At 58.0% G+C, this 25,833-nt stretch carries 22 protein-coding genes; 19 read left to right on the top strand and 3 right to left on the bottom strand.

Features of this window, described 5'->3' with window-relative positions; genetic code table 11:
* The first annotated feature begins 75 nt into the window (after nt 1-75).
* Nucleotides 76-1,143 (top strand): 3-deoxy-7-phosphoheptulonate synthase, encoded by a 1,068-nt coding sequence (locus TSACC_RS09830; protein ID WP_075079135.1) that lies wholly within the window; start codon nt 76-78, stop codon nt 1,141-1,143.
* Nucleotides 1,140-1,763, top strand: coding sequence for a 3'-5' exonuclease (locus TSACC_RS09835; protein WP_075079136.1), 624 nt, complete (start codon nt 1,140-1,142; stop codon nt 1,761-1,763). The genes TSACC_RS09830 and TSACC_RS09835 overlap by 4 nt, the downstream gene beginning before the upstream one ends.
* Here TSACC_RS09835 and TSACC_RS09840 read toward each other — a convergent pair.
* Nucleotides 1,741-2,265 carry a 5-formyltetrahydrofolate cyclo-ligase gene (locus TSACC_RS09840; RefSeq protein WP_075079137.1) on the bottom strand — a complete coding sequence of 175 codons (525 nt, stop codon included), beginning with the start codon at nt 2,263-2,265 and terminating at the stop codon, nt 1,741-1,743. The two genes, TSACC_RS09835 and TSACC_RS09840, sit on opposite strands and share 23 nt — an antisense overlap.
* 20 nt (nt 2,266-2,285) lie before the next feature.
* Here TSACC_RS09840 and TSACC_RS09845 point away from each other — a divergent pair, with 20 nt between their 5' ends.
* The 4 genes from TSACC_RS09845 to TSACC_RS09860 all read left to right on the top strand — a co-directional run bounded on the left by TSACC_RS09845 (nt 2,286) and on the right by TSACC_RS09860 (nt 6,732).
* The gene (locus tag TSACC_RS09845; protein WP_084400353.1) at nt 2,286-3,203 is read left to right on the top strand and encodes an MBL fold metallo-hydrolase; all 918 of its coding nucleotides are present in this window, start codon (nt 2,286-2,288) and stop codon (nt 3,201-3,203) included.
* A 64-nt stretch (nt 3,204-3,267) separates the two neighbouring features.
* A complete protein-coding gene (gene yajC / locus TSACC_RS09850) occupies nt 3,268-3,621 on the top strand; it encodes a preprotein translocase subunit YajC (RefSeq protein WP_075079138.1) in 354 nt (117 codons plus the stop codon).
* Between the two features lie 39 nt (nt 3,622-3,660).
* Nucleotides 3,661-5,988, top strand: a complete 2,328-nt coding sequence (locus TSACC_RS09855; RefSeq protein ID WP_075079139.1) for a protein translocase subunit SecDF — start codon at nt 3,661-3,663, stop codon at nt 5,986-5,988.
* A gap of 81 nt (nt 5,989-6,069) precedes the next feature.
* Nucleotides 6,070-6,732 carry a bifunctional 4-hydroxy-2-oxoglutarate aldolase/2-dehydro-3-deoxy-phosphogluconate aldolase gene (locus TSACC_RS09860; RefSeq protein WP_075079140.1) on the top strand — a complete coding sequence of 221 codons (663 nt, stop codon included), beginning with the start codon at nt 6,070-6,072 and terminating at the stop codon, nt 6,730-6,732.
* Nucleotides 6,733-6,823: 91 nt separating this feature from the next.
* Here TSACC_RS09860 and TSACC_RS09865 read toward each other — a convergent pair whose 3' ends face one another.
* Together TSACC_RS09865 and TSACC_RS09870 are read right to left on the bottom strand one after the other, a co-directional pair.
* Entirely contained in the window at nt 6,824-9,613 is a 2,790-nt protein-coding gene (locus TSACC_RS09865; RefSeq protein ID WP_202815944.1) for a phosphoenolpyruvate carboxylase, read from the bottom strand.
* A gap of 82 nt (nt 9,614-9,695) precedes the next feature.
* The gene (locus TSACC_RS09870; RefSeq protein WP_169809600.1) at nt 9,696-11,885 is read right to left on the bottom strand and encodes a type II secretion system protein GspD; all 2,190 of its coding nucleotides are present in this window, start codon (nt 11,883-11,885) and stop codon (nt 9,696-9,698) included.
* 300 nt (nt 11,886-12,185) lie between these two features.
* Between TSACC_RS09870 and TSACC_RS09875 the strand changes: the two genes are divergently transcribed.
* The 13 genes from TSACC_RS09875 (at nt 12,186) to TSACC_RS09935 (ending at nt 25,822) form a co-directional block, all read left to right on the top strand.
* A complete protein-coding gene (locus TSACC_RS09875) occupies nt 12,186-14,678 on the top strand; it encodes a type II secretion system protein (RefSeq protein WP_237763936.1) in 2,493 nt (830 codons plus the stop codon).
* A gap of 45 nt (nt 14,679-14,723) precedes the next feature.
* Nucleotides 14,724-15,785, top strand: coding sequence for a type IV pilus twitching motility protein PilT (locus TSACC_RS09880; protein ID WP_075079143.1), 1,062 nt, complete (start codon nt 14,724-14,726; stop codon nt 15,783-15,785).
* On the top strand, nt 15,782-16,651 hold the full coding sequence (locus TSACC_RS09885; protein WP_075079144.1) for a hypothetical protein: 870 nt from the start codon (nt 15,782-15,784) through the stop codon (nt 16,649-16,651). Before TSACC_RS09880 ends, TSACC_RS09885 begins: the two co-directional genes overlap by 4 nt.
* The gene (locus tag TSACC_RS09890; RefSeq protein WP_075079145.1) at nt 16,651-17,241 is read left to right on the top strand and encodes a hypothetical protein; all 591 of its coding nucleotides are present in this window, start codon (nt 16,651-16,653) and stop codon (nt 17,239-17,241) included. The genes TSACC_RS09885 and TSACC_RS09890 overlap by 1 nt, the downstream gene beginning before the upstream one ends.
* Nucleotides 17,238-17,777, top strand: a complete 540-nt coding sequence (locus tag TSACC_RS09895; protein WP_075079146.1) for a hypothetical protein — start codon at nt 17,238-17,240, stop codon at nt 17,775-17,777. The genes TSACC_RS09890 and TSACC_RS09895 overlap by 4 nt, the downstream gene beginning before the upstream one ends.
* Nucleotides 17,774-18,322 carry a hypothetical protein gene (locus tag TSACC_RS09900; protein WP_075079147.1) on the top strand — a complete coding sequence of 183 codons (549 nt, stop codon included), beginning with the start codon at nt 17,774-17,776 and terminating at the stop codon, nt 18,320-18,322. The genes TSACC_RS09895 and TSACC_RS09900 overlap by 4 nt, the downstream gene beginning before the upstream one ends.
* The gene (locus TSACC_RS09905; protein WP_153811376.1) at nt 18,297-19,274 is read left to right on the top strand and encodes a pilus assembly FimT family protein; all 978 of its coding nucleotides are present in this window, start codon (nt 18,297-18,299) and stop codon (nt 19,272-19,274) included. The genes TSACC_RS09900 and TSACC_RS09905 overlap by 26 nt, the downstream gene beginning before the upstream one ends.
* Nucleotides 19,271-20,602 (top strand): hypothetical protein, encoded by a 1,332-nt coding sequence (locus TSACC_RS09910; RefSeq protein WP_153811377.1) that lies wholly within the window; start codon nt 19,271-19,273, stop codon nt 20,600-20,602. The genes TSACC_RS09905 and TSACC_RS09910 overlap by 4 nt, the downstream gene beginning before the upstream one ends.
* Nucleotides 20,599-20,988, top strand: a complete 390-nt coding sequence (locus TSACC_RS09915) for a prepilin-type N-terminal cleavage/methylation domain-containing protein (protein ID WP_075079150.1) — start codon at nt 20,599-20,601, stop codon at nt 20,986-20,988. Before TSACC_RS09910 ends, TSACC_RS09915 begins: the two co-directional genes overlap by 4 nt.
* A 2-nt stretch (nt 20,989-20,990) precedes the next feature.
* Entirely contained in the window at nt 20,991-22,253 is a 1,263-nt protein-coding gene (locus TSACC_RS09920) for a type II secretion system F family protein (RefSeq protein ID WP_075079151.1), read from the top strand.
* On the top strand, nt 22,253-24,706 hold the full coding sequence (locus TSACC_RS09925) for a PAS domain S-box protein (protein ID WP_075079152.1): 2,454 nt from the start codon (nt 22,253-22,255) through the stop codon (nt 24,704-24,706). The genes TSACC_RS09920 and TSACC_RS09925 overlap by 1 nt, the downstream gene beginning before the upstream one ends.
* Nucleotides 24,684-25,346 (top strand): response regulator, encoded by a 663-nt coding sequence (locus TSACC_RS09930; protein ID WP_075079153.1) that lies wholly within the window; start codon nt 24,684-24,686, stop codon nt 25,344-25,346. Before TSACC_RS09925 ends, TSACC_RS09930 begins: the two co-directional genes overlap by 23 nt.
* A 98-nt stretch (nt 25,347-25,444) precedes the next feature.
* Nucleotides 25,445-25,822 (top strand): prepilin-type N-terminal cleavage/methylation domain-containing protein, encoded by a 378-nt coding sequence (locus TSACC_RS09935; RefSeq protein WP_075079154.1) that lies wholly within the window; start codon nt 25,445-25,447, stop codon nt 25,820-25,822.
* Nucleotides 25,823-25,833 lie beyond the last annotated feature (11 nt).

Here is a 25,833-nt window from a genome sequence, read left to right on the forward strand (position 1 = left end):
AGGGTCCGATTCCAGTGAATGCAAGGTAGCGGGTTGCAAGCTTCACCATTTCTGAGATAATGAGCAGTCCGCCGTATGACAGAAATCGCTATAGAACCACGCCAGCAGGCCGAGGAGGCCTTGCCCTTGGAGAACATCCGCGTGCGTGGTGTTACCCGTCTGATCACGCCGACGCAGATCAAGGAGCAGCTGCCCATGTCCGCTGCCCAGCTTGACACCGTCCTCCGCGGCCGTGAACAGGTTCGCTCCATCCTCCGTGGGGAGGATGACCGCCTCCTCGTCGTGGTGGGTCCATGCTCGATCCACGATCCCAAGGCCGCCCTCGAGTACGCCGAGAAGCTTGCCGCTCTCAGCCGCGAGGTCGCCGAGAAGTATTTCGTCGTCATGCGCGTCTATTTTGAGAAGCCCCGCACGACCGTGGGCTGGAAGGGATTGATCAACGATCCCCTCATGGACGACTCCTGCGACATGGCCCACGGCATCGCCCTGGCCCGCCAAATCCTCCTCGACGTGGCGGCGCTCGGCCTGCCCGCCGGTACGGAATTTCTCGATCCCATCATCCCGCAGTACATCGGCGACCTCATCACGTGGTCGGCCATTGGGGCGCGCACGACGGAATCCCAGACCCATCGTGAGATGGCGAGCGGACTCTCGATGCCGGTCGGCTTCAAGAACGGCACCGATGGCAGCGTGCAGGTGGCCATCGACGCGATGAAGAGCTCGATGTCTCCGCACAGTTTCCTCGGCATCGACCAGGACGGGTCGACCAGCATTGTCAAAACCTCCGGCAATCCCGACAGCCACGTCGTGCTGCGCGGCGGCCGCATCGGGGCAAACTACGGCCCCGAGCATGTCGCCACCGCCTGCGAGACGCTGCGCAAGAATGGTCTCAGCCCCGTGGTGATGGTGGATTGCAGCCATGCCAACTCCGGCAAGGACCCGAAGAAGCAGCCGACGGTCTGGAAGAGCATCCTCGAGCAGCGCGCCTCCGGTCGCCGCGAAATCATCGGAGCGATGATCGAGAGCAATCTCAAGCTGGGCGCACAGCCGCTCGGCACGGACCCCGCCCAACTCGAGTACGGCGTGTCGATTACCGACGCCTGCATGAGCTGGGAAATGACGGAGGAGATCCTGCGGAGTTGAGGGTCGGCGAGACGGAATTCGCCGCCATCGACTTTGAGAGCGCCGGTGCTCGCAAAGGCAGCACCGACGTTCCCGTGCAAATCGGGATAGCCACGTGTACCGGGGCGGCAACGAATTGCCGCACCGCCCTGGCCAGCTATCTCGCGACCGACCAGCCGATCGTCTGGAGCGCGCAGAAGGTCCACGGCATTCGCCAGGAGGACCTCGCAGGCGCGCCGACACTGCTGGAACTCTGGCCGCAAATCTCGTCCCAAATGCAGGGGCGGTGGGTCGTTGCCCACGGCGCGGCCACGGAAAAGCGCTTCCTGCGGGCCTTTCCGTTCCATGGATTCCGCCCCTGGGTCGATACGCTCAAGCTTGCCCGCGCCGTCTGGCCGGATCTGCCGTCACATTCCCTCGGCGACCTGATCGGGCAACTCGGGCTTGATGGGGAAATGGCGCGTCTTTACCCGGCCTATCGCTGGCACGACGCGGTTTCCGATGCGCTGGCGTCGCTCGTTTTGCTCGGACACGTCATTGCCGTCTCTGGCATCGCGGAGGAACCGGCTGAGATCCTACTGCGCGCTGATGACTCGCATTATCACCGGGCTGCGTCCCTCAAGGGCCGCGCTGCTCGGTAACCACCGAGTCGACCTTCAGATCGTGATCCTCAAGCGGGATCGCGTCGACAATCTGGCACTCGAAGCACAGACCGAGGCGGGGAACCTTGGGATGCCCCATGAGCCAGCGGTCGTAATGACCTTTCCCGCGCCCGAGGCGTCCACCGGATTGATCAAAAGCCATGCCGGGGACCAGAATCAGGTCGGGTGGCGGGGCGATTTCGCCTTCGCTCGGCTCTTGGATTCCCAGGCCACCGAGAGTGAATTCGCTCGGAATGAGAAATTCCATCCGGTTGCCCTCGATTCGGGGAAAAGCGATGATGTGCTCTCCTGCGACCGCCGCAGGTTGCCAGTCGGGTTCGCTGGGAAGGGGGTGGTAGGCGTAAATGACGCGCGAATTTTTCCAGATCGCCGATTCTGCGAGACGACGGGAAATTTCCCCGGAAGCCCATTTTTTCCCGGGGAAAGCGGCGAGCGCACGTCGGGCAGCGGTGCGGAGAATTTGCTTTTCGTTCGGAATCATCAGAAACTCTGACCCACGATATGGTGGTTCGTCTTTTGAAGCGCAAGAAGCATAAACCCCAGAATCATGTGGATATGCGCTTGGGCGACGGGTGGCATAAACGCAATTTTCTCGCCGAGGTGATCCTGCCCTCGATGTTTGCCCGGAGGCGGGGGGAGAAGATCAAACCCAAGTTTCCCAAGCTTCAGGCAGGGCAGATCTGCATCACCTGGATCGGACACGCGTCCTTCCTCGTCCAGACCCCCGAGCACAGCATCCTGATCGATCCCAACTGGGCCAAGTGGCTCAAGATCATCAAGCGCATCAAGCACCCCGGCCTCGAGATTCACGACCTGCCCGCCATCGACCTCGTGCTCGTAACGCACGCCCACTTTGATCACCTCGACAAGCGCACTCTGCGCGCGGTCGCCCGAGACCAGCCTATCGTCGTCCCGCAGAATGTCGGCAATCTCGTTCACGGGCTCGGTTTCGATCGGGTTCAGGAGATGAAGAGCTGGGACACGTTTGAGCATGGATCGCTCAAAATCACCATGACCCCGGCGAAACACTGGGGTGCGCGGGTTCTCCACGACAGCCACCGGGGATTTGGCGGGTTCATTATCGAGTACGGTGGCCGGTCGGTATTTCATTGCGGAGATACTGCGTACTTCGACGGATTTCGGGAAATCGGGGAGCGTGTACCCGTGGAAATCGCACTGCTGCCCATCGGAGCCTACGATGCGCCGACGAAGCGAGACGTGCATATGAACCCCGAGCAGGCCATCCAGGCGTTCCTCGAGTTGGACGCCAAGACGATGATACCCATGCACTTCGGGACATTCCGCCTGAGCTATGAACCTCTGGACGAGCCACCTGTGCGACTGATGGAAAAGGCACTGCAGCTGGATCTGCTGGATCGGGTGCGAATGCTGAACGAAGGGGAACCGACCGTCTTTTGACGGCTATTTCCCCCGTAATTCCCATTTGCCTTGCGAGGGCTGGCTCCCTATCCTCCCACGTTCCATGAATCTCCATACGCTCCTCATCCTGGCTCAGTCCACCCCCGCTGGCGGCGGCGCCCCCCAGCAGAACGTGCTGGTGCAGATGATCCCTTTGGTTCTCATTTTTGTGATCTTTTACTTCCTGCTGATTCGTCCGCAGCAGAAGCGTCAGAAGGACCATGAGAAGCTGGTTAGTGCGCTTAAGACCGGTGATCGCGTGATTACCAATGCCGGCATTCACGGTATCATCGTTAACGTCAAGGACCGCTCCGTCCTCATCAAGGTGGCCGACAACGTGAAGATCGAGTTTGATCGCGCCGCGATCGCGACCGTCGACAAGTCCTCCGACACGGCTGTCGAGGAAACCAAAGCCTAGTCCCCCTAACAGGCAGCCTTTGCCTGATCTCTGCTTCGTATGTCTCCGATCTTTACCTTCTTCTCGGGCCTCGGCCTGTTGATCCTCTTCGGCTGGTATTTTGCGACGGATATTCCGTCCCGCAAACGCTGGCTGGGCTTGACCCTGACCATCCTCGTGACGGCCTTCTGCTTGCAGCAGGCCATTCCGCCGGAGAAGAACATCCGCCTGGGCCTGGACCTCAAGGGTGGTACGTCCTTCCTGCTCAAGCTGGGAGACAGCGGCAACGATGACATCTCCGCCAACACACTCGACCAGGCGGTGGAGGTCATCCGCAAGCGTGTGGATGCCTTCGGCGTGGGCGAGCCGGTCATCACTCCCCAGGGCAAGGACCGTATCCTTGTTCAGATTCCGGGCCTCGATGCCAAGCAGGTGGAGGAGACGAAGAAGTCGCTGCAGCAGGTGGCTCGTCTGGAGTTTGCCACGGTGGCTCCGGGGGGGCAGGCGCTGATCCAGCAGATCGAGTCCGGCCAGATCGTGCGCGACCCCAGCTACGTCATCAAGGACTACAAGACGACCAGCCCCGATGGCACAGAGGTCACCTACAAGCTGCTGGTGAAGAAGCGTCCGGAAATCTCCGGCGACCACGTGAAGCGTGCTTTCGCGTATTTCGACCAGCGCGGCTGGGGTGTTTCGCTCGAGCTCGACAGTCAGGGCGCCAAGGATTTTGACGCCATCGCGGCCCGTCACCAAGGTGAACAGCTCGCAATCATGCTCGATGGCGAGGTGATTTCGGCCCCGACTTTGCAGGCGAGCGCCTACTTTGGCCACGCTTCCATCACGGGAAACTTCAGTGAAAAGGAAGCCCGTGATCTTTCCAGCTCGCTGGAAAATCCGCTCCGCGTGCCTGTCACCATCGAGGAGACCCATACCGTCTCTGCCTCGCTGGGCAGTGATTCCATCCGCAGTGGTATTCTTTCCGGTGTCTTCGGCCTGATCCTTGTCACCATCTTCATGGTGATCTACTACCGCCTGGTCGGATTCATCGCCATTATCGCCCTTATCATCAACTGCATCATGGTGATCGGGTCGCTGAGCATGTTCCACAGCGTGCTGACGCTGCCGGGTATCGCGGGCTTGATCCTGAGCCTTGGTATCGCGGTCGATGCCAACGTGCTCATTTACGAGCGACTGCGCGAGGAACTCGACGCGGGCAAGGGGCTGCGCGCCGCCATCAACTCGTCGTACCAGAAGGCGTTCAGCGCCATCTTCGACGCGCACGTGACCCAGTTCCTCACGGCGGCCATTCTCTACTGGCTGGCCTCTGGCCCGGTGAAGGGCTTTGCCCTCACTCTGACGATAGGTATCGTGGCCTCGATGTTCTCATCTCTGCTGGTGACCTACACCTGCTTTGACTGGGCATTCCACTTCAATGCCATCAAGAAGGTGACGATGCTGCACCTGATCCGTGCAAAGCGTTTCAACTTCCTCGGGCATGCCCGCCCGTTTGTCTTTGCCTCGATCGCGCTCGTGATTCTCAGCATCGGGTACTTCACCTGGCGCGGCCCGGCGAATTTCGACGCCGACTTCAAGGGTGGTGATCTGATAGTCTTCTCCTTCAAGGAAAAGGTGACGCCAGATCAGGTGCGTAGCGCCCTGGCAAGCACGCATCTCGACAACAGTGTGATCCAATCCGAGCAGGTGGCGGGGCGCGAATTCATCAGCGTTCGCACCGGCGGTGGACACGCGGCAGAGTTGCAGCAGATCCTCAATGAGAAGTTTCCTTCGTCTGGCCTTGTCTTTGAGCAGGTCGATCATATCGGGCCGCTGGTGGGACAGGAACTCGCCTACAAGAGCGGTCTCGCACTCGCCCTCGGTCTTCTTGGTATCTTCATCTACGTCTCCTTCCGTTTCGAGACCTCGTTTGCGGTGGGATCGATCATCGCTCTCCTGCATGACCTGATCATTACGATCGGTATTTTTGCCCTGAGCGGTCGCGAGCTTTCGCTCATCATGGTGGCGGCGATCCTCACGATCGCGGGCTACTCGATCAACGACAAGATCGTGGTCTTTGACCGAATCCGCAGTGGCTTCCGCGAGCGCGGGCGTCGCTCCATCGCGCAGGTGATGAACGACTCGATCAACGATACGCTGTCGCGCACGATCCTCACGGGTGGCACTGTGCTGCTGACCGTGGTGGCGCTGTACATCTTTGGAGGCCCGGTGCTAAACGACTTTGCCTTCTCGCTGATTGTCGGCGTGTTGATCGGCACCTACTCGTCGATCTTCATCGCGTCGCCGATCGTGCTCTGGTGGTCGTCGCTGACCACCGGCGGCAAGGGCCTCGATGCCGAACTGATCGAGACCAACGCCGAGAGCAAGGCTTGATGCCTTGCTCGCCGCCCCAGTGGCGGGAATTAGAATAGCTAATGCTTTATTTTTAGTCTGGCTGTGCCAGTATGGGATAAAATGTCAGTGGCATTCGACCCCAGCCTGGCCGCCAAGATTGAAAAGTGCGGCATCATCGCTGTCTTGATCATCGACCGAGTCGATGACGCAGTACCTCTCGCCCGTGCGCTCCTCGCCGGCGGAGTGAACGTCATGGAGCTCACATTGCGGACTCCCGCAGCAATCGACGCGCTCAAAGCCATCACGGCCGAGGTGCCGGAGATGGTGGCAGGAGTGGGCACGGTGCTTACGCCAGCTCAGGCGAAGCTCGCCAAGGAATCCGGAGCGGCTTTTGCCGTGGCTCCAGGCTTCAATCCCCGGGTCCTCGACGCCGCTCGTGAGCAGGACATCTCTTTTGCGCCGGGAGTTCTCACCCCGACGGACATCGAGCTCGCGGTGGAAGGCGGTTGCAAGCTCCTGAAGCTCTTCCCGGCGGAGCCGTCAGGCGGCCTGAAGTACCTCAAGGCTGTCGCTGCGCCATATGCCCACCTGGGGCTTAAGTACATCCCGCTGGGCGGGCTGAATTCCGCCAACATGGGATCCTATATCGCCGATCCGCTCGTGGCGGCGCTGGGTGGCTCCTGGCTCGCACCTAAGGATCTGATCAAGGCGGGAAAGTGGGACGAGATCACCCGTCTCGCCAAGGAATCGACGGAGATCATCGCGAGCACGCCTCGGTCGTAGAACCTTTGTCCGACTGGCAAAGACCAGTAGATACGAAAAGCGCCGATCTGAAGGGATCGGCGCTTTTTGCTTATTGAACTGTCACGACGTCCTAGCCGGTGGTCCGGAGGCCGCTCGCGATGGCGTTGATGGAGAGGAGGACCTTGGGTTGGAGGCGCTCGGTTTCCTGGGAGCCGTCGGCCTTGGCCGTACGCCATTTCTTGAGAATCTCGATTTGCTGCTGGTGCAGGACGCGCAGGGCATGAGCACGCAGGCCGAGAGTCTTGAGCATGCGCGGACGGCGGGCCTCCAGGCTGCCGCCAAAGACCTCCGCCATCATTTGATGGGTAAGGTCAAATTCTGCCAGGATGACCTTCAGGATGGATTCCCTCGCAGTATCGTCGGTGACCAGATTGGCGTAAGCCTCCATGATGCTCTTGTCAGCGCTGGCGATGTTGGTTTCGACATTCGTCAGCACGTAGTAAACGAGCGGCGAGGTCTTGAGCATGCCGCGCAACTTCTCGATTGCCGAAGGGTCGCTTTCCGCAAGGGCTTTGAGGCCGGAACCGACGCCAAACCAGCCCGGGAGGTAGTAACGGCTTTGATTCCAGCTGAAGACCCAGGGAATCGCCCGTAGGTCGGCCAGCGTGCGCTGCCCGGTGCGGCGAGAAGGCCGTGAGCCGATGCTGCTGATCTCAAGGGCGTCGATCGGGGTCGCCTGTGAGTAGAAGGTCATGAAACCCTCGGAGCGGATGAGGTCCGAGTAGGCCTGCTGGCTGCTTTTTGCGAGAACCTCCCACATCTCCTGGTCTTCCTGAATGACGGGCGGCTGGTTTTGCTCCAGCAGGGAGAAACCGGTGACGCCTGCGAGGAGGAGTTCCAGATTGTAGGTACACGTGACGAGGTTTGCGTACTTCTGGGCGATGGTCTCGCCCTGCTCTGTCAGGCGCAGATCGCCTTGGATCGAGCCAAGCGGCAAGGCACCTAGGAAACGATGGGTCGGGCCCGCGCCGCGGCTGATCGTGCCGCCGCGACCGTGGAAGAAGCGGATTTTGATCCCGTATTTCCTCCCTGCGGAAGCGATGCCGGCCTGGGCCTTGTGGAGAGCCCACTGGCTGGCAAGGATGCCGCAATCCTTGTTGCTATCGCTGTAGCCGATCATGACCTGCTGCACCGGGGTGCTGTGCGGGAGTGAAAGCACCTTGGTACGGTCAACCTGGTGATGGGCGAGGCTGCGTTGGGTAATCGGGTGGGCCAGGAAGCGGTCGATCAACCCCGCGCTGTGCTCCAGATCGTCGAGGGTTTCAAAGAGCGGTACGACAGGGAGCTCGCAAAGGAGTCCCTCGGGCGTCCACTTCATCAATCCCGCCTCGCGGGCGAGGACATACACCACGAGCAGATCGGAGAACTGCCGTGTCATGCTGACGATGAGCGAGCCAAGGCCGTCACGGCCGTAGTTCTTCAGGTAATCCTTGAGAATGGCGTAACAGGAGAGAACGGCGTCGGCTTGTTCTCCGATACCGGTGTGCTCGTAAAGGAACGGTCGGGGAGACTCGAGTTCCTTGGTGAGAAATGCAACGCGACGCTCCTCGTCCCACTCCCCAAAGTCTGGCGCAGGCTGGCCGATGGCGGCCAGTATCTGCATGAGCGCCTGATCGTGGAATTTGCTATTCTGACGGATGTCGAGCGATGCCAGATGGAAACCAAAGATGTCGAGCGCTCGGCGCACAGGCCATACGGCCGTGTTGGCGAGGCGCTTGGCGCCGACCTTGACGAGAGAGTCCGAGAGGAGTGCGAGATCTTCGTCGAGTTCGTCCGGCGTGCGATAGTGGTGCTTGGCTTCCTCGATGGCAGTCGGTTTGTCACCCACGCCCACCGAAAGCGGGAGTTTGGCTTGCAGGAGCAGGACGTACTGGCGCCATGGCTCGTCGGAGTATTGACGGGCGAGGGTTTCTGCGAATTCCGGGTTCTCCCCCCAGAGACGGACGATGGCTTTCTCAAGTTCCGGCGGAGCCTGCTGGAAGTTGCTCGAGAGCGGGAGCTTTGAGGCGAGGGATGTCAGGTGGCGGTGAATGACGACGAGGGCATTCAGGCGCAGTTCAGCCAGGGTGGCCTTGGTGACGCTCGCGGTAACAAAGGGGTGACCATCACGATCGCCACCGACCCAGTTGCCAAAGCGCAGCCGAGGCCATACGTGAGGATTGTCGAGCAGGGCGCCGTCGAATCCTGTGTCCTTCCAAGCCTGACGAAGGCGGGCGTCGAGCTGGTTGACTGCCGCGGGAAATACCTCCCGCAGGTAAAAAATGACGTCGCGCCGTTCCGATGCGACCTCGGGCTTCTCCAGGAGGATCTCTCCGCTTCGCCAGAGGCGTTCCAGGACGATCTTGATCTCGTCGCGGATCGCGCTGCGCTGCGATGGCGTGAGAGTCTTGTTTTCCAGCGAGGTAAGGAACTGATAAATCGCATGGTGCTGCTCGAGCACCGCAGCGCGTTTCGCCTCTGTCGGGTGGGCGGTCAGGACCGGCTCGACGCGGACTTCCCGCAGAGAGCCAACGATGTTCTCTGGCGTGATGCCAGCGTCTCGGACCCGTGCGAGCTGTTCGCCCCAGAGACCGGGTTCGTCGGTGAGACCGTGCTCGATCTCGCGCAGGCGCCGGGTCTGGCTGGCCGCATTTTCCTCGACCATGTTCAGCAACTGGAAGGCGATGGAGTAAGCCTGCTCAATGCGAAAGGGAGGCTGTTTTGAGTCATGGACCTCCCCGCTGGCTTGCCAAGGGAGGAACCTGGCCGCCTGTTCTTCCCCGAGTTCGTTAAGAACCTCGCGCAGGCATTCCATCAAGAAGTTCAGATCCGCGTCGATCTTCGCGAATCCCGATGAGATATAATCAGCCGTTGTATTCACCCCGCGCGGCATCATTGGAGAAATGTGCCGAAAATCAACGCAGAAGATTCATTCTCTGCGAGATAGTGCGAAAAAAGTCGGACTAGAAGGACATTAGGTCCTTGCGGGCGGCGCTTTGGACTTTGTTGAGCTCCTGAATGATGCTCAGGGTGCGCTCTTCCTTTTTCACGAGCTGACTGATGGCAGCGGGATTTTGGTCCTCGAGCAATTGGATCTCCGTGAGAAGCATCTGGGCGGAGTTGATGACCGATGCGAGTTGGCGCATCGACTCCTTGTCCGTACGGTTTTCCTTGGTCACCTGCCGGTAATATTCGATCTGGCGCTCAAGCCAGCGAGCAGCTTCGTCGATGGCGGCCTCTCCTCCCACGAGTCGACCCTGAGGCGTAAAGGCGGGCGGGGTGGGTTCATTGGGACGTACCGGGATCACGCTTTGCGGCACTTCGGCGATGCCGGGAGTGGTCGAGCGATTGGTGATGATCGTCGGGGTGATGAAAATGATGAGGTTCTTCTTGCTGCGGGCCCGACCCTTGGCTTTGAAGAGCTCCCCGATGCCGGGAATGTCTCTCAGGAACGGGACGCCATTGCGGGCATATTCGTCGAAGGCCTGCTCAAGGCCGCCGACGGCCAGGGTGTAACCCGAATCCACCTGCAACGCGGCATTGTAGATGCGCGATGAGGCAATGGGGTAGTCATTGCCTTGAATGGTGGTGGTGCCCACGATGGAGGAAATGGTGATCGCAACATTCAGGACGACCGAATTGTCGGGCATGGTCTTGGGCAGGATGTTGATGATCGTGCCGATGGGAAGATACTCGACCTCGGCAGTGGTCGTGCCGCCGACGCCGGGTGTCACAGAAGACGATGAGGCGAGAACGGGCTGATTGACGACGCTACGGATGACCACCTCGCGGTTGTTGATGGTGAGCACGCGGGGGTACTGCACCGTCGTTGTCTCGTTATCGGTAAGAAAGGCCTGAAGCGCAGCGGAGACATCGTGCACTGAGAGGACTGCCGAGTAGGGCATCGCCGCCGAGACCGTGTAGTCCTTGTTGTATGTCGAGTAGTCGTAGGGAGAGGAGCCGGGGGGAAGCTGGCCGGATTGGCGCTGGTTCTGATTGTTGGTATCGATGTTGATCGATCCAGAGGGCGACGCCTGGATATTGGTCAGCGAGACGTCGAAGCCGCCCTTGAGCGTGCCTGCCCAGTTGATGCCGAGCTCTTTCGACGGGTCCTTGGTCGTCTCGAAGAACTTTACCTCGATACCGATGAGAGCCTGGGGACGATCCACTGCGCTGAGGTAACCCTCAACCCATTGGTGCTGCTGGCGAGTGGCGATGACATACACCGTGCCGGAATCCGCATTGTAAATGACCTGCGGGCCTCCATCGCCAGTGCTGTTGGCGGCCAACTGGCTGCCGGGGGCCACGGCGGTTGGAGTCGTTTGAAGGGAGCCGAAATTTTCGACGCTGGCCTCGTCGGCGTGCGCTGCCGAAACCGAACTGGTCGGAATGCCGAGCAGGGACTTGATCTGTTCAATGATCTTTGGCGTCTCCACCTTGAAGACCGTGGTGGCACCCTGCATGTTGATGTCCCCGATGCCCGTGCCGCTCGATGAACTGGAGTTTGAGTTGGCGCTGCCACCCGTGGTGCCATTGCCACCCTCGTACTTGACGTTGTCCTGTGGGTTGAACTTGATTTTGTAGATTCGCCCGACGAGTTCCTTTTCGTTGGTGGGGCGCATGAACCACACACCGTTTTCGTAGAAGATCGTGACGCCATTGGCCTTCGCGACGGTCTCAAGGGTCCGGAACGGACTGGCCTTCAGGGTGAAAGTGACGAGCGTATTTTCGGCAGCCGAGGACTCCTGCAGGGCAACGAAGGGGATGCCGGCATCATCTGCGAGGAAACGGAGGACGTCGCGAAGGGAGGCTCGGTCAAACTCATAGAGCTTGGCTGGCGCATTGCGGAGCTTTGCCGCCATGGCGTTGCCCCAGTTGTAGTCCGGGTAAACCTCGAAAGCCGGAGCGGGAATCGTCTGGGGCGCCAGCGGGACGGTCATCTGGGCGACCGGGGTGGCATTGGCAAGTGCCGCAGGCGTAGCCGCCACGACGGGCGCGGGAGCCAGTGCTGCCGGGGTCGGCACGCTAACGCGAATCGAAGGCGGTTGAGAAGGTTGGGGAGGCGGAGTCTGCGTAACTACGGCCGGCGGCTGTTGCGCGATGACTGTCGGTACGTTCTGCTGTGCGGCGGCACCGCATAGACTGGATGCCATAAGGCTAATGACTAACGCGGACTGCTTGCCGGGGCAGGCAATCGCGTTTCGAGCCTCACGGGCAGAACGAAAACACAGGCTCTTCATTGGTTAGGGCGGCATCCGCATGTTCAGTCTGCGGGAGGTGAATAAGTAGGGGGTTGGCAGGCTATTTACCAGCCCAAAGTGCATTGGGATAGCCCAAAAGTTCAGAGAATTTACGCATTCAGTTGCATAAATTGCTTTCTGCCCAAAGTGCTTTCATGGAGTTTTTTGCTGGCATCTGGCAGAGGGAATGATCATTGTTGTTGCGTGAAGTCGGTGAAATCTGCGCCGTGCGTCTGGGCGTTCACCCTGGTCGAAATCCTTTTGGCCATAGCGGTGATCTCTGTTTTGACTTCAGCGGGCTATTATGTCGCGACCACCACGAAAGAGACGGCGCGAGAAAACAAGCTCCGCTCCGACGTTACGAATCTTAATACGGCGGTGCAGCTGTATGTTGCCAATGGTGGGACCATCCCGGCAAATGCCACTGCTCAGCAGGTTCTCACCAAGCTGCAGAGCCGGGCGACAGGTGCGTCTGCGGCTGTGGCCATCGGGCTGTCAGGCAGCTTTGTTGATCCCCGATTGACGCCTTCCGTCCAATCGTCGGATCAGGCTTCAGGCAGCGAACTGCGCGCGGTCTGGGTGCCTGCGGCGGGTGCTGGGGAGGCGGGAAAGTTTGCCGTAGTCGCGACAGGGCAGGGAATACGGGAGTTTTCCATCGATGAAAGCAAAGCGGCGGCAGGGGCGTCCACCCCAGCTCCAGAGGTAAGGCAGCAAACAATGGAAGCTGTCTCCCTGGCTGAGTCGAATCCTCACTGGGTCTGGGGTGTCTCCGATTCCCAGCCAGCAGCGGCAGAATTGGGCGCCACACCGACAACCGGGGCCGCGGCGGGACCTTCTGCAACACCATCCGCGAGCAATCTGTCGCAACTGGATCCTCCGAGCTTTAGTCGCGGAGGCGGCTCTTATGATCTGAGTTTGTTTCCCATGGCAGACCTGACGTTGAGCAATCCCAACCTGGTTCCGTCCAAGGTTTATTATCAGGTCGCAGGAGGGGCACCTCAGGAATATACTGGGGGGACTCTGCCCTCGTTCCATCCAGACACCCAGGTGACGGCATGGGTGAAATCCAACTCCGCCGCATATTCGGATAGCTCGATGGTCAATGCGACCTACGACAATCTGGTAAAGACCCTCCAGGTATCCCTGAGCGGTCCGACGAGCCTGACCTATCAGCAGGCTGGCGGAGCCATGTACGGAAGCGCCTCGGTAGCGGCCCCGGTCGCGACGGCGACGGTCACGACATCCGGGATCTCCTCAGCCTATCAAGGGACGTCTTATTATGTGATCTATACGAGTGTGGGTTCCGCGACGCCCTTGACCACTGGAGTCTCAAGCGGGAGTGCGACTACTGCGGCTATTGATCTGTCGCTATCCAACTGGGGCACGGCATCGTCTTTGACTGTCAGTGCTGCGGCGAAGGCGGTTCGCACGGACTACTATGCGGATAGCTCAGTGCAGACGATCTCCGTGGGGAAATCTCCGACCGCGCTGGCGATGCCATCGATCAGCCCGACCTCAGGCGAGCGCTCTGCCTTGGTGGCGGTCACGGTCACTGCCTCGGGCACGCTTCCGGCAGGGTTTCAGATTTACTACACTCAGGATGGTTCAGATCCCGGGGTAGGATCAAATGGCAGACCTACCAGTGTAGCGGCGACGTTGCTGCCTCTGGGAGGCGGAACGAGTGGCACTTTTACTCCAGAGTCCGGAGGTACGGGAGCTCTGGCAGTGAAGGCGCGAGTTTATGGTCCCTCGGGTTATGAAAGCTGGTTTACGCCGAGCAGCGTGATTTCGGTGGTTTATACGGAGGCCTCGTCCGGCATTCCGGAAGGCGCCCTCGTCGGAAGCGCTGATGTCAACGGTGTCTTTGTGGGATCGCTTATTTACTCGGATCAGAATGGGTCGATGCCCAGCAATATCAACTTCAACAGCGGGGCTCAGATCCAGCAGGGGAATATCTATTTCCCGGGTACACCGGTAATCGATCTTCAAAATGGCGGTGTAATCGTCGGCAATCAGTACAATGCCGACGGCACCCAGGTGATTCCTGCGACGGACACCCGCAAGATCGTGGACCTTAACGGGAGCATCTATCCGACCAATTACACAGTCCGCTTTAACAACAATGCAGTGGTGCAGGGAAAAGTCTATCGACGGAGCACTCCCCCCGAGTTTCCGACTGTCTCCAAACCCCCGTCGCCCACGAATTCCAATGGTGTCAACATCAACAGCCCGCAAACAACGGCGGTCAATCCCGCAATCACGGCTAATGTCAATCTGAATAATGGAGCGGGGGATGTGAAACTGGCTCCTGGGAGCTACGGAAGTCTGAATGCCAGCTCTGGAACTTCATTTGTCATCGGGGACCCTAACTCGACGACGCCGCAGGTCTATAGCTTTCAGAGCCTGAGTCTCAATAGCGGCAGTCAGCTCAAAGTGGTCGGCCCGGTAATTTTGACGATGAGCGGAAATCTTTTCATCAACGGCGGCTCGATCATGGGAAATTCAGCGCATCCCGAATGGCTGCAACTGAATATGTACTCGGGAGACTTTCAGGTGAATAGCAATGGTCAGGCGTATGCAAGGGTGGTCGCTCCCAAGAACAACGTCGGGCTCGATGGGACGTTTACGGGTAGCGTGGTGGCCAAATATCTGCGGATTAATGGCAATGGTGTAGCCTTTACTGTTCCGCCTGTAATCGGTAGTTAACTGCGATGCTTCTGGCAGATGGCCTGCCTGCAGCCTGAACCTCCAATGCGACTCCTTGATCTTCCTCCAGATTCTCCTGTTGCCCAGCGCATCAAGGAGTTGGCTACCTCTGCGTCGGTCAGTGACTTTTACCTGACCCCGTTTGAGCGCATGAGCTACAAGTACAACGGGCAGTTAATCTACGACGATATCGTCTTCGAGATGGCGGTGCCCGAGCATCTGGAGCCGGGTTGCGACGATAGCGCAATGGATCTCTTTGACTACCGCTTCCGTGTCAACCAGATGGTGACGCGCGGGCGCTTGCGTTGGGTACTCCGTCTCCTGCCGAGCAAGATCCCCGAGCCGGAAGCCATTCGTGTGCCCACGCCAGCCATCAAGGCTTTTCTGGAGGCCAAGAATGGACTGTTCCTGATCTGCGGAGCTACCGGCAGTGGTAAATCGACTACGATTGCCTCCATGGTGTTGCACCGGGCGAAACGGCGGCGTGAACATGTCATTTCCTTTGAGGATCCGATCGAGTTTGTCTATCCGGATGGTCTTCCGTCGCTGGTTTCCCAACGTGAGATGGGATCGGACGAGATTGATTTCTCGTTGGCGTTGAGGGCGGCTCTCCGCCAGGCCCCCGACGTGATTATCGTGGGTGAGATTCGAGACGGCGAGACGGCGGAGATTGCATTGCAGGCGGCGGAGACTGGTCACGTGGTTGTAGCCACCCTGCACACATCTTCTGCCTCCCAGACGGTACAGCGATTTTTGAAGCTTATTTCCTCGGATCGGCTGGAAAGCTCTCAAGAGACGCTGGCCGATACGCTGCGGCTCGTGATGTGCCAGCGATTGCTGCTGGACGAGGGACTGGGCAAGCGCTTCCCGATTCATGAGGTGATGCTGCAATACGATGGCGTCGTCAACATCATCAGGCGGGGCGATTTCAAGAAGATCGACCAGGAGCTCGAAACGGGCTGGAAGCGCGGAATGTTCAATTTTGAGAAAAGCATCCAGGTCCGCGCGGATGAGGGCTATCGCAGTAGCTCCGGCGTGTCGAAGACCGGAAACTCCTGGGAGGAGATTGAAGAGTATCTGGAGAAACAGGTGGAGGTAGCGCCATGACGTTGAAGGATGTTGTTTCGGTATTGAATTTTGCAGCCTTCCGTCCGGAGCCGGATGATCCGTCGGCCAGCTGGCGTCGTCGTTTTCCGACCCACCGCACGGTGCTGGTGGGGGTGGGAAAGGCTTCTCTCGGCTGGCGGGGAGTGCTGAAAAATGGTCGCTTCACCGAGGGCGGGTTGATCCGGGGCGAGCTGAAGGAGTTGATCAATCAGGCCTCGATCCAAATCAAGGATCTGGCTGACGATGGCTGGTGTGCGGTATCGCTGAACACCCGCTATGTGATCAGCCTGGAGACCAACCTTTCCCGACGACCGGGCAGCGAGGACGTAATCAAGACCACCCCTCGTAATGTGCTCGGTGCGCGCTATGAGCGAGGGAAACGGTATGCGGTGACGCACAACCCGGAGACAAATGCCAGCATCCTGCTTTCCACCGACGAGGACTATATCAAAAAACTCGAAGGTATGCTGAAGGAGGCCGGGCTCAGTATTGGGCGGGTCTGTTGCGGCTCTTACGTGCTTCTCCGTCACGCCCTCTCGGCGACCAACTCGACGCGGAGCGGGGAAAAGACGGCGACCTGTTTCTATGTTGTCTGCTGTATGGGGGCGGTCTGTGCTCTCGTGCAGGACCAGGACCGCTGGCTGGAGCTTCGCTCACGCACGGATGTCTACGAGGATACTCTCGATCCGGTGATCGATCTGGTGACGCCTTTCAAGCAGCGCGTCGCTCCGGAGAGTGAGATCGTCCTGATCTGTGATCAACCCTATGAGGGGCTGGCGGAAGCATTGCAGGAACTGTTCACGGGCCATAAAATCACGGATCTCTCCCAACCCGATCTGCTCTGGAGTCTGATCGCCCAGTACTAATGCAAATCCTCGCCAAATCGATCGATGACCTGAAGACGGAGCGCAAAGGGGTAAGCCCGCCGCTGCCGCCGATCTTTCGTTTGCTGCCAATGTTGTTTTATTTGACGATAGCCGCATCGATCGGCCTCAACGGCATCTTCTTTCTCCGGCTCAGCCAGGAGGTGCAGCGCAAGGAGGCAGCGATCAAGCGCAAGTCGGATTACGACGCAGCGCTCAAAAAGGCGCAGACTGAGCGACGGGATCTCGAAGGCGAGGCGAAAAAAGCCTCCGACATTCTTTCCTGGGTGGATACCACGCGGCCCCTTCAGCCGCTTGTCGTCGAGATAGCCCGTAGCGTAGCGGCAGACTCGACCATGGTGGAACTGCGCATGGAGCGTGATGAGGATTCCCCGAATCAGATCAAACTCTCGATGCGGCTCAATAGCGACTCCACCCGGCAACTCGACAATACGCTCGAGAAAATCTCCTCTCAGCGTTACCGCACCTACTCTCCTCAACAGACCGTGAACGGGCAGGAAATCGACTACAAAGCCACCTTGCTCTGGCAGGATGCCTCCCGCCCTCAACCTCCGGAACCTGCCGCCAAATGAACAACAAGCAAATTGCCTGCGTGATCGTGCTGATCATGCTCCTGGGATTGCTCCAGGTGACGAGCTGGATGAACAGCCGGATGGTTAAGATGCAGGGAGAAGCGGCAAGTGCAACCCAGGCGGCGGATTTGGCGTCGATCCAGCTGATGGGTGAGCAGCGCCAGCTTGAGGAGTTGAAGAAAAGCTCCAGAAATCTCATCGATTTTCTCAATACGTGGCAGCCCTATTTCGCGCAGACGGACTCGTCTCAGAACGCCGAGTTGCGTATCTCCCTTCGCATCAAGCAGGACAACCTGGTGAGCCTTTCGCAGCGCTATGAGGTTGCCTCGATCAAAAACAACAAGTCGCTCCCGTATGTGATGCGGGCGCATCTGTCGTTCGAAGACAACTACGCGCGGCTCCTCAATTGGTTCGGAGCGATTGAAACAGAGTTGCCCACCCTTCGCATTTCGAGTCTTCGTATCGCTCCGGGAACCGGAGAGAGCGACCTCAAGATTGATGCCATCCTGGAGCAGCCAATATCCAGTACCCGATGAAAAAGCGCCTTTTGATTTGTGTTTTTCTGGCAGCCGGAGTCGTGGTGCACGGTCAGGAGATCGGGCTTTTGCCCCAGCAAAAAGCCTCGCTGACAGTATCGTCCAGTGAGCGCAATCCTTTTGGGAAAAAGCCCCCCAAGAAAACCGTTGAGCAGGCCAAGGTGCCCGTGGAAAACGAGGAGAGCAGACTGCGAGATGCGATCAGCGAATTGCCGCTGGCGGGTGTGGTGGAAGCTCGTGGCGGAGTAAAGGTGCTCCTTGGCTCGATTGCCATCCAGGAGAATGAGTTGCTGCCGGCCTTGATCTCCGGGCAGACTGAGCAGATTCGCGTGATTTCGGTGACTCCCAAGGAGGTGATGCTGGCATTTGTCGATTCTGATGGAACGGCGAACAACCGGAAGATTCGCCTCCAGGTGGATATGACGCCCTCTGTGCGCTACAAGCTCGGTGGCAGCTCTGCCACCGCCGCAAAGGATGAAACCAAGCAGGAGTCCGCTCTCGGAGGCGTGTTTAAGAGGAATGACTCTGCTCCGAACAAGCAATAGACGGCAGTTTGCTACGCGAGGTGACAAGCGCCGGGCGATCCGGGGGTTTAGCTTCTCGGAACTGCTGATGGCTGCCGCCATCGCGGTCTGCGTCTTGACCGTGGCAGTCATCGCGTTTCGCGCGGTTTCGCAAAACGCGAACCGCTATGGGCAGTACACAAAAATACAGCTGCCAAGTGGTGCACTCTTTGCCCTATACGGCCTGAGCGGAACGGATTTGCAGACCTGGGTGGCTCCCAACTACGGTCGGGTCGCACAGGCTGAGTTGTTGCGGGAGACCTTCTATCAAGATATTTCCCATGCGACGGCGGTTTACTGCCTTGCAAGGACGGGAAGAGATTCGATCGTTCGCCCAACGTCGATCAATATCGATCAGACGATTTATCCCAATCTTGACGCGAGGACCTTGGGGACGCCGGAGGATTTCCGAGTTTTTCTCGAACGCAATGGCGTGGCCGATGCCGGGTTCTTTTTTGGATATCGAGGCGCTGCAGGGCGAACAAACCTCTCGATATTTATCCTCCAGCCATCGACCTCCGAGACGACGCTGAGCGTTCGCGCCGTGTATGAACTCGACATGATCGCCACGGTGGGGACGCCAGGCGGCACCTACGTGTCTGTCCGGCGGTATGATAACTACAGCAACCAAAACCGGGCTCCGACCGACTACTACGATATCTTTTACCCGGAGAGCGATCCTGCGGACTTTCCCGTAACGGCAGTCCATTTTGAGTTAAGTCGTCGCCTGGCTCCGAGCGATACGGCTTACGACCTGTTCAAGGTAGCTCCCGAAAAGCCATTTTACTTTCTCTGGTGGCCTGATCCGGCAACGCCGGTATTGGCTAACGACTCCAATCCGTCCTACGGGAGCGGTGATCCGCGCTCTGCATATGGTCAGATGGGCAGCCGGACATCGCTCTTTATGGTTGTGCCGATGTTTCCCGCCTTATGAGACGTAAGCGGAAATACATAGCCGGCTCGGTGCTGGTATACGCTCTCCTGATTTGCATGGTGGGCGCGGTGATGCTCGCCTCATGGATTTCTCTCCTCGGCAGCAGGGTCCGGTACGTCGAGGAGGCGGTTAAGCCAGCAATCAAACGGCGCGTCGTCCTCGAAAACAGCCGCGCTCTCGCGACGGAATACCTGCTGGAGAATGTATTGCCATATTCGTATCAGGCGATGCCTGAGATCGACTTTGATGCTTTGGACGGCTGGGGGGAGTTTTCCTTGGATGCCTCCGCGCAGATCCTGACGCCGCTAAACTCCACCACCGTTCAGCATGGAGTAAGTGGCGGTACCAGCTACGGCCAGGTGAATCACTTTTCGCCAGGTCTGGGTATCGGATTTCAGACGGTTCTCTCCGGGCAGCTTTCGGACGGGGAGGGGATGAATGCCTGGGCGTTTTATGCCAAATCGCGGAGCCCGATATTTGCCGGCGACTTGTTGACGATGCAGAGAAGCGGGGTGGTTTCTCCTGTGGGGAGTAACGTTTTTCTGGGTGGGGTCGTCATGGGAGCGGCGAATTTTGTTGCCTGGCAGGCCGGTTCCTTTGGGCTGACAGCCAAGACCTTCCAAGCTGCGACGGTGGCGGGATTGGCGACCATCAACGGCCCCGATGGACCCTTGGTTCAGCTGGATTTTCCCTTCATACCGGTGACATCGGGGAGCGGGTATTATGATGGCACTCTGAATGTGGTGAGCCCCTCGGGCGGTATCAACTCACTAGCAACCCGGCTCGTCGGTTCTTCACCGGTGTTGGTGGACCCCCAGATTGCCCAGACGATGGGAGGAGCCACTACGGATGGCACGGGAGGGGTCACGATCGACCTGGGCCAGATTTCGGGAAATTACAGTATCTCGGGCAACATGACTAGGCTGACCCTGATCGGTGTTGAGAATGGGGTGACAGGGGAAAGCTATCCCATGGCCCGTATCGTTTACGTCCAGACCGTGCCATCGGCTGGAGCCGCGACATCCATTGTCCTTTCAGGAAACAATACTCGCCGGGTGTACCTCGGTTTGAAAAAACTTGATGGCAGTGCCACCGTTTCGCTTTCCGGCGCCAATGCTTCCTGGCGCCTGGCAGGCTCGATTGAGAGTTGCCCCCTGACATTCAGCCTCGCCGGACACAGCCTGACCGTGACAGGAGGCTTTCGCACAAACCGGGGCTTTCAGATCTCAGGGGGCGGCTCGGTTACGATTCAGCGGGAAGCCGCCGCCTGGGGAAACCTTGAGTCGTTTGCGGATCGCAATGCCTGGCTGGAGGTTTATCGCCAATGAAAACCAAGGGATATACGCTCGTTGAGACGCTCGTTGCGGCGGGAATCCTGGTCGTAGCGATCGGCGCGGCTGCTGCCCTGGCGGTCACCATGACGGCCTTTGAGGAAGGAAATGCGACCGTTTCTCGCGCCTTCAACTATCAAGAGCAGGCGGCCAGGCTTTACCGGTTGGGTTTTACGCCGGACGAGGTAATCGCGCTGCTGCCTCCGGAATCCAGCGTCCAGAGCATGAACTTTACCACGAATTCCCTGACAATTTCCAACCTCGGCACCGTGGAGACGGCGACATTGGAGATGGTCTTCACATCCGGATCCGCGATCACCTCAGCGACTGCTGGCGCGAATCAGATAAATACGATAACAGTCGTGCGGCCCAGCATCCGATAGCCATGCTCAAGAAGGTCGTCCTTACCAATATCAACACTGCTCGTTCTTTCCCGGTCATCGTCGATACCGACGATGATCAAAAGGCGATCCTAGGCGCTGGAAAAGCGCCGAACGAGACCGCGGTGGTCACGGATATTGTGGGTGTTGACGAAGCCGTGCATCGCGGCACCACCAAGGCTCCCGGCAAGGAGGAGATGGTGACTCTCTTCGGCGGTCTGGCTCGATGCCTGGAACGGAATATCTCGACCGTCAAGAGTCTGGAGTTGATCTCGGGCCGCCTGTCCACACCCAGGTACCGGGGAGCGGTGGCGGACATCGCTCAGAAAGTGCTTGAGGGAGAGAAGTTGAGTGATTGCTTCGGCATGCATCCCGACCTTTTTACCGAGGACATCGTCGCGTTGATACGGGCCGGTGAGGAGTCGGGCCAGGTTCACGAAGTTTTCCGGCAAGTCGCACGCTCAAATGACAAGACTCAACGTGTTTTGAAGAAACTGAGGGCTGGATTAGTTTATCCGGCCATCGTTCTGGTGCTCGCCATTGCTGTTGTAATTGTCATGAGTTTTACCCTCGTGCCAGCAATTTCAAAGCTCTACGGCGCGATGCATGTGACTCTGCCGGTGGCTACCCGCATGATGATGGCGTTTTCTCAAACGTTGATCAAACAGCCCTACTTTGTATTGATTCCAATCATTGGCTTGGGGGCCTTGTTTAAATATTGGCCGAAGATATATCGAATTCCTCGAGTTCAATTGACTCTCACCAGAGTGCCCACGGTCGGGAACATAATCCGAAAATCGGCCGCGATGGTGAGTTTTCGGTGCTTGTCCATGCTGCTGCATGCCAATGTCCGAATCAGCACTGCGCTTGAAATCTCCGCGAGGAGTGCGAACCATGTGGAGTTCGAACAGTTTTTTTTGCGGGTGAGGGATCATATCATCGAAGGAATGTCCCTGCCTGAAGGATTCCTTATGGAATCACATTTACTCGGCCCCGATGGACGAATGATTGCCGGTGTAGTTCAAATGGCCGGTGAGACAGGCGGAGTGAACGAGTTGCTGGATGAAATCGCGGCAGATTATGAAGAGGAGCTTGATATCATTGCAGGCCAGCTCGACAAGATCATGGAGCCTTTCATGATCGTATTCCTGGCTGTGGTTGTGGGTTTTTTAATTTACGCTATTTACGGTCCAATTTTCAACCTGAGTCAGGTTCTCTTGCCGAAAAAGCCGGGTGCGCCTGTTCCTACAGCTGAAGTCAGTCGCTGATGAAGCTCAGGCCGGGCACAGTATATTCCCGAGCGCTCGCTATTTTTTTGTTGGCGTCCCTATTGCTGCTGGGAGCAGTAGCCGCGCTGACACAGTTAATTATCCTCCGGGAATTTAGTCAGACTGAGAGCCGGGAGCTTAAAGCGACAATGCAGCGTGTCGCTCTATTGCTGGGGAGGGAGGACGCTGCAATGGAAGGGGTGCTGAGCAATTGGGAACAAATTCCATTTTTTCGAAATATTGCACTAGGCTCATTAGCAAGGAATTTGAAAGAAGAAGAGGTCACGCGATCATTGGAAGATTTGCGTGCAGATTTCTTCGCGGTGGTAGGCGAGGACGGCAGGATGCGTCGGGCTTTTTACCGTAATGAAAATATCCGGAAAAAGTTGGATGCCCAAATCGGGGGGGTGATGTCCCGTGTAGCGAAGGATGGAAAGCCTGGGTGTTCCTCGGGCTTTGTCGTGATCTCCAATATGCTTTGCAGTGTGAGCTTCCTCAAGTTGGATGGCGCGCCCAATAAAGTTGTCGTTGGGCGAATTTTCGACAAGGACGCTTGGACGTTTATTGAACAGATGTTCTCTGCCGAGATCGGCTTTGGATCGTTTGGTGAACCTACAGCTGGTGTGATTTCTCCTGAAAATATCGTCGATCTTTTCAATAAGCAGGATGTCGTTATCAATGTGGAAAACAGTGACAGAATCACTGGTATCCGTTTGCTGAGAGGTATTGACGGTACGCCTCTTGGCTACATCAAGGTCTCGCAAGGTCGTCCTTTACGGCAGGAGGGGCTGCACGCCAGCAGTGTATTTTTGATCGGGATCTCTCTGGCGGGAAGCGCGCTGGTGGTTCTTGTGTGGATATTGCTGGATCGCACCATCTTGGCGAGAATCAGTGACCTGACTCGAAAGCTGGAACTTGAAAAACGCTCCGGGCGCTTGCCTGTGCGACTCGAGTTTAAGGGCGATGATGAATTGGGCACGCTGGCCAGAAGCATTGAGGATCTCGCCTCCAAGCTGGAACACTCTCAGGATCAGTATCGCGCCATCGTGGAAGATCAGGCGGAGTTGATTTGTCGATTTGACGAGAATTTCACCCTTACTTTCGGCAATGAGGTTTTCTGTCGGTATCTGCTGAACGGCAGGGCGACCATTGCGGATACAGTTCTGCTTGAGGTCTTGCCCGACGATGTGGCTGGTGAACTGAGGCGTGCTTTTGGGAGTCTCTCCAAGGACAGGCCGATGGTGATCCAAACGGTGGAGTTTTCCTTTCCTGATGGAAGGAACTCCATGTGGTTGCGAACTACGCTCAGGCGGGGGTTTGACGATCACGGGCGCTCCCGCGGCGGCCAGTGGGTGGCCTCTGACGTAACCACTCAGGTTCTTGCGCAGAAACAGGCTCTGGAAACGGAGCGGAGGTTTCGACGTCTCTTTGAGACTTCCTCCGACGGCATTCTGTTGATCGACGTCGGAACGATGTTTGTAACCGACATCAATACGAGTCTCTGTCGCATGCTATTCCTGGCGGGTAGTGATGTGCTGGGCAAGAGATTGCAGGAACTTCCGATCTTTGCTCCGTGCATGCCGCTTATCCGTGACGCGTCGGCTCAGCCGTCAAAGGAGGTCTACGGCGGCAGTAAACGGGAATGTCGCCTGGATCGTGTGGACGGGACATCGCTTCATGCTGAGGTGCGATGCTCCAGTTATCTGGTGGGTGATCGCAACTACATCCAGCTGAATTTCCGCAACATCAGTGAACGGGTGGAGGGAGAACACCAGATGCGGCTTCTCTCCGCCAAGCTCCTGCGATTGCAGGATGAGGAGCGACGACGCATTGCTCGGGAGTTGCATGACTCCACGGCTCAGAATCTCTCGGCGCTCGAAATGAATATCAGCCTGCTGGAGCCGATTATTCAGCCGAAAAACGGTCGAGCCACCCGGATCATCAAGGAAACCCGGGAGATCGTGCAGGAGTGCTCAAAGGAATTGAGAAATATCTCCTATTTGCTCCATCCACCGCTCATCGACGAGGTTGGGTTGGCCTTTGCTGTGAAGTGGTTTGTCGATGGATTCGCCAAGCGCACGGGAATGGCCGTGCACCTCGAGGTTGATCCGCTGTTTCCTCGTCTCGCGGCTGAGATTGAGATGCCGCTTTTCCGGGTGGTACAGGAGGCGATGACCAATGTGTACCGGCACTCCCGGGCGGACGATGTCTGGATCACGCTGCACCATACGGAAAATGAGGTCTCGCTGGAAATCCGAGACAATGGAAGGGGCTTCCCCGATCCTGAAGTACTCGAGGCCGGGGGCATGGGCGGCGGGGTCGGCTTGGCGGGAATGAGGGAGAGGTTGTCCAATCTCGGGGGCTCGCTGGATGTGGCCAGTTCATCATTTGGGGTTGTCGTAACCGCTACTCTGGGGCTTGATTCCAACCATGTCCGACCAACTGCCGATTAGGATCGTCATCGCAGACGACCATGAAATCGTCCGCCAAGGGGTCCGCAATCTGATCGAGAGCGAACCGGACATGGAGCTATGCGGCGAGGCTACCATCGGTAGGGATGCCGTCGATATCGTTACGCAGACGACTCCCGATGTGGTTGTGCTGGATATCAGCATGCCGGGTTTGAACGGAATCGAGGCGACACGACAGATTTTGAGGCAGTCGCCGAGGACGCGAGTGCTCATGTTTACCATGCACGATGCGGAGCAGTTGGTGCTGGAGGTTTTTAATGCCGGGGCTCACGGCTACCTGCTCAAGTCCGACGCTGGCAGGCACCTCATCACGGCGATCCGTACAGTCGCGTCGGGTTCGCGCTATTTCAGCTCCAAGCTCTCGGAGGTCATCTTTGAGAGCTTTTTGCACAAGGATTTGCCGCACACGCCAGAAAGTACTCAGCCCAAGCCGAGTTCCCGCGAGCGGGAGATCATTCAGCTCCTCGCGGAGGGCAAGAGTAACAAGGAGGTTGCTGCGGTCTTGGGGATCAGCGTCAAAACAGCGGAAACACATCGGGCCGCGGTGATGCGGAAGCTGGGGCTTCACTCGATCAGTGAGCTGGTTCGGTACGCCATCCGCAATAAAATCATCGAAGCGTGATGCAACTGTTGCGTGAATCCCTACAGGGAATTCCTAAGAGGAATTGCGGGTTTCCTGCTGTAGCGAAAGTGCGAACTTCTTGCCATGATAGGGATGCTATGAAATCCAAGCATCTCTCGTCGGCTCAGGGCTTCAGCCTTGTGGAACTTCTCGTGGTTGTTGCAGTGATCGCGATCATTGCAGCTATTGCAATCCCGAATATCGCAAATATCACTTCGTCGGCTACGTCCGCCAAAGACCAGCGAAACGCGCAAAATATTGCGTCCGTGGCTTCCGCGGCCAGAGCGGCTGGAATAACGAACCAGTGGACAACCACTCAGGGTGTAGTTGATAGTCTGGTTGCCGGCGTCAGCACGAACGGACTGAATTTTGGTATTTCGCCCCTTTCGGCCGCTGAGGTTACTGCAGCCGACAAATACCTCACTTATGGTGGCAATGGCCTGCCTTCGTATTCCACCTCGCCAAAGTCCAACTAGGAACTCCCTTA

This window comes from Terrimicrobium sacchariphilum, from assembly GCF_001613545.1.
In the GTDB taxonomy this organism is placed as follows: domain Bacteria; phylum Verrucomicrobiota; class Verrucomicrobiia; order Chthoniobacterales; family Terrimicrobiaceae; genus Terrimicrobium; species Terrimicrobium sacchariphilum.

Bases quoted from the DNA above. Each gene is read 5' to 3' on its own strand.
- TSACC_RS09925 (WP_075079152.1), top strand. From the start codon at position 22,253: ATGAAGCTCAGGCCGGGCACAGTATATTCCCGAGCGCTCGCTATTTTT.
- TSACC_RS09900 (WP_075079147.1), top strand. From the start codon at position 17,774: ATGAAAAAGCGCCTTTTGATTTGTGTTTTTCTGGCAGCCGGAGTCGTG.
- yajC (WP_075079138.1), top strand. From the start codon at position 3,268: ATGAATCTCCATACGCTCCTCATCCTGGCTCAGTCCACCCCCGCTGGC.
- TSACC_RS09935 (WP_075079154.1), top strand. From the start codon at position 25,445: ATGAAATCCAAGCATCTCTCGTCGGCTCAGGGCTTCAGCCTTGTGGAA.
- TSACC_RS09910 (WP_153811377.1), top strand. From the start codon at position 19,271: ATGAGACGTAAGCGGAAATACATAGCCGGCTCGGTGCTGGTATACGCT.
- TSACC_RS09930 (WP_075079153.1), top strand. From the start codon at position 24,684: ATGTCCGACCAACTGCCGATTAGGATCGTCATCGCAGACGACCATGAA.
- TSACC_RS09895 (WP_075079146.1), top strand. From the start codon at position 17,238: ATGAACAACAAGCAAATTGCCTGCGTGATCGTGCTGATCATGCTCCTG.
- TSACC_RS09915 (WP_075079150.1), top strand. From the start codon at position 20,599: ATGAAAACCAAGGGATATACGCTCGTTGAGACGCTCGTTGCGGCGGGA.
- TSACC_RS09920 (WP_075079151.1), top strand. From the start codon at position 20,991: ATGCTCAAGAAGGTCGTCCTTACCAATATCAACACTGCTCGTTCTTTC.
- TSACC_RS09905 (WP_153811376.1), top strand. From the start codon at position 18,297: ATGACTCTGCTCCGAACAAGCAATAGACGGCAGTTTGCTACGCGAGGT.
- TSACC_RS09880 (WP_075079143.1), top strand. From the start codon at position 14,724: ATGCGACTCCTTGATCTTCCTCCAGATTCTCCTGTTGCCCAGCGCATC.
- TSACC_RS09860 (WP_075079140.1), top strand. From the start codon at position 6,070: ATGTCAGTGGCATTCGACCCCAGCCTGGCCGCCAAGATTGAAAAGTGC.
- TSACC_RS09845 (WP_084400353.1), top strand. From the start codon at position 2,286: ATGGTGGTTCGTCTTTTGAAGCGCAAGAAGCATAAACCCCAGAATCAT.
- TSACC_RS09890 (WP_075079145.1), top strand. From the start codon at position 16,651: ATGCAAATCCTCGCCAAATCGATCGATGACCTGAAGACGGAGCGCAAA.
- TSACC_RS09840 (WP_075079137.1), bottom strand. From the start codon at position 2,265: ATGATTCCGAACGAAAAGCAAATTCTCCGCACCGCTGCCCGACGTGCG.
- TSACC_RS09855 (WP_075079139.1), top strand. From the start codon at position 3,661: ATGTCTCCGATCTTTACCTTCTTCTCGGGCCTCGGCCTGTTGATCCTC.
- TSACC_RS09830 (WP_075079135.1), top strand. From the start codon at position 76: ATGACAGAAATCGCTATAGAACCACGCCAGCAGGCCGAGGAGGCCTTG.
- TSACC_RS09870 (WP_169809600.1), bottom strand. From the start codon at position 11,885: ATGGCATCCAGTCTATGCGGTGCCGCCGCACAGCAGAACGTACCGACA.
- TSACC_RS09885 (WP_075079144.1), top strand. From the start codon at position 15,782: ATGACGTTGAAGGATGTTGTTTCGGTATTGAATTTTGCAGCCTTCCGT.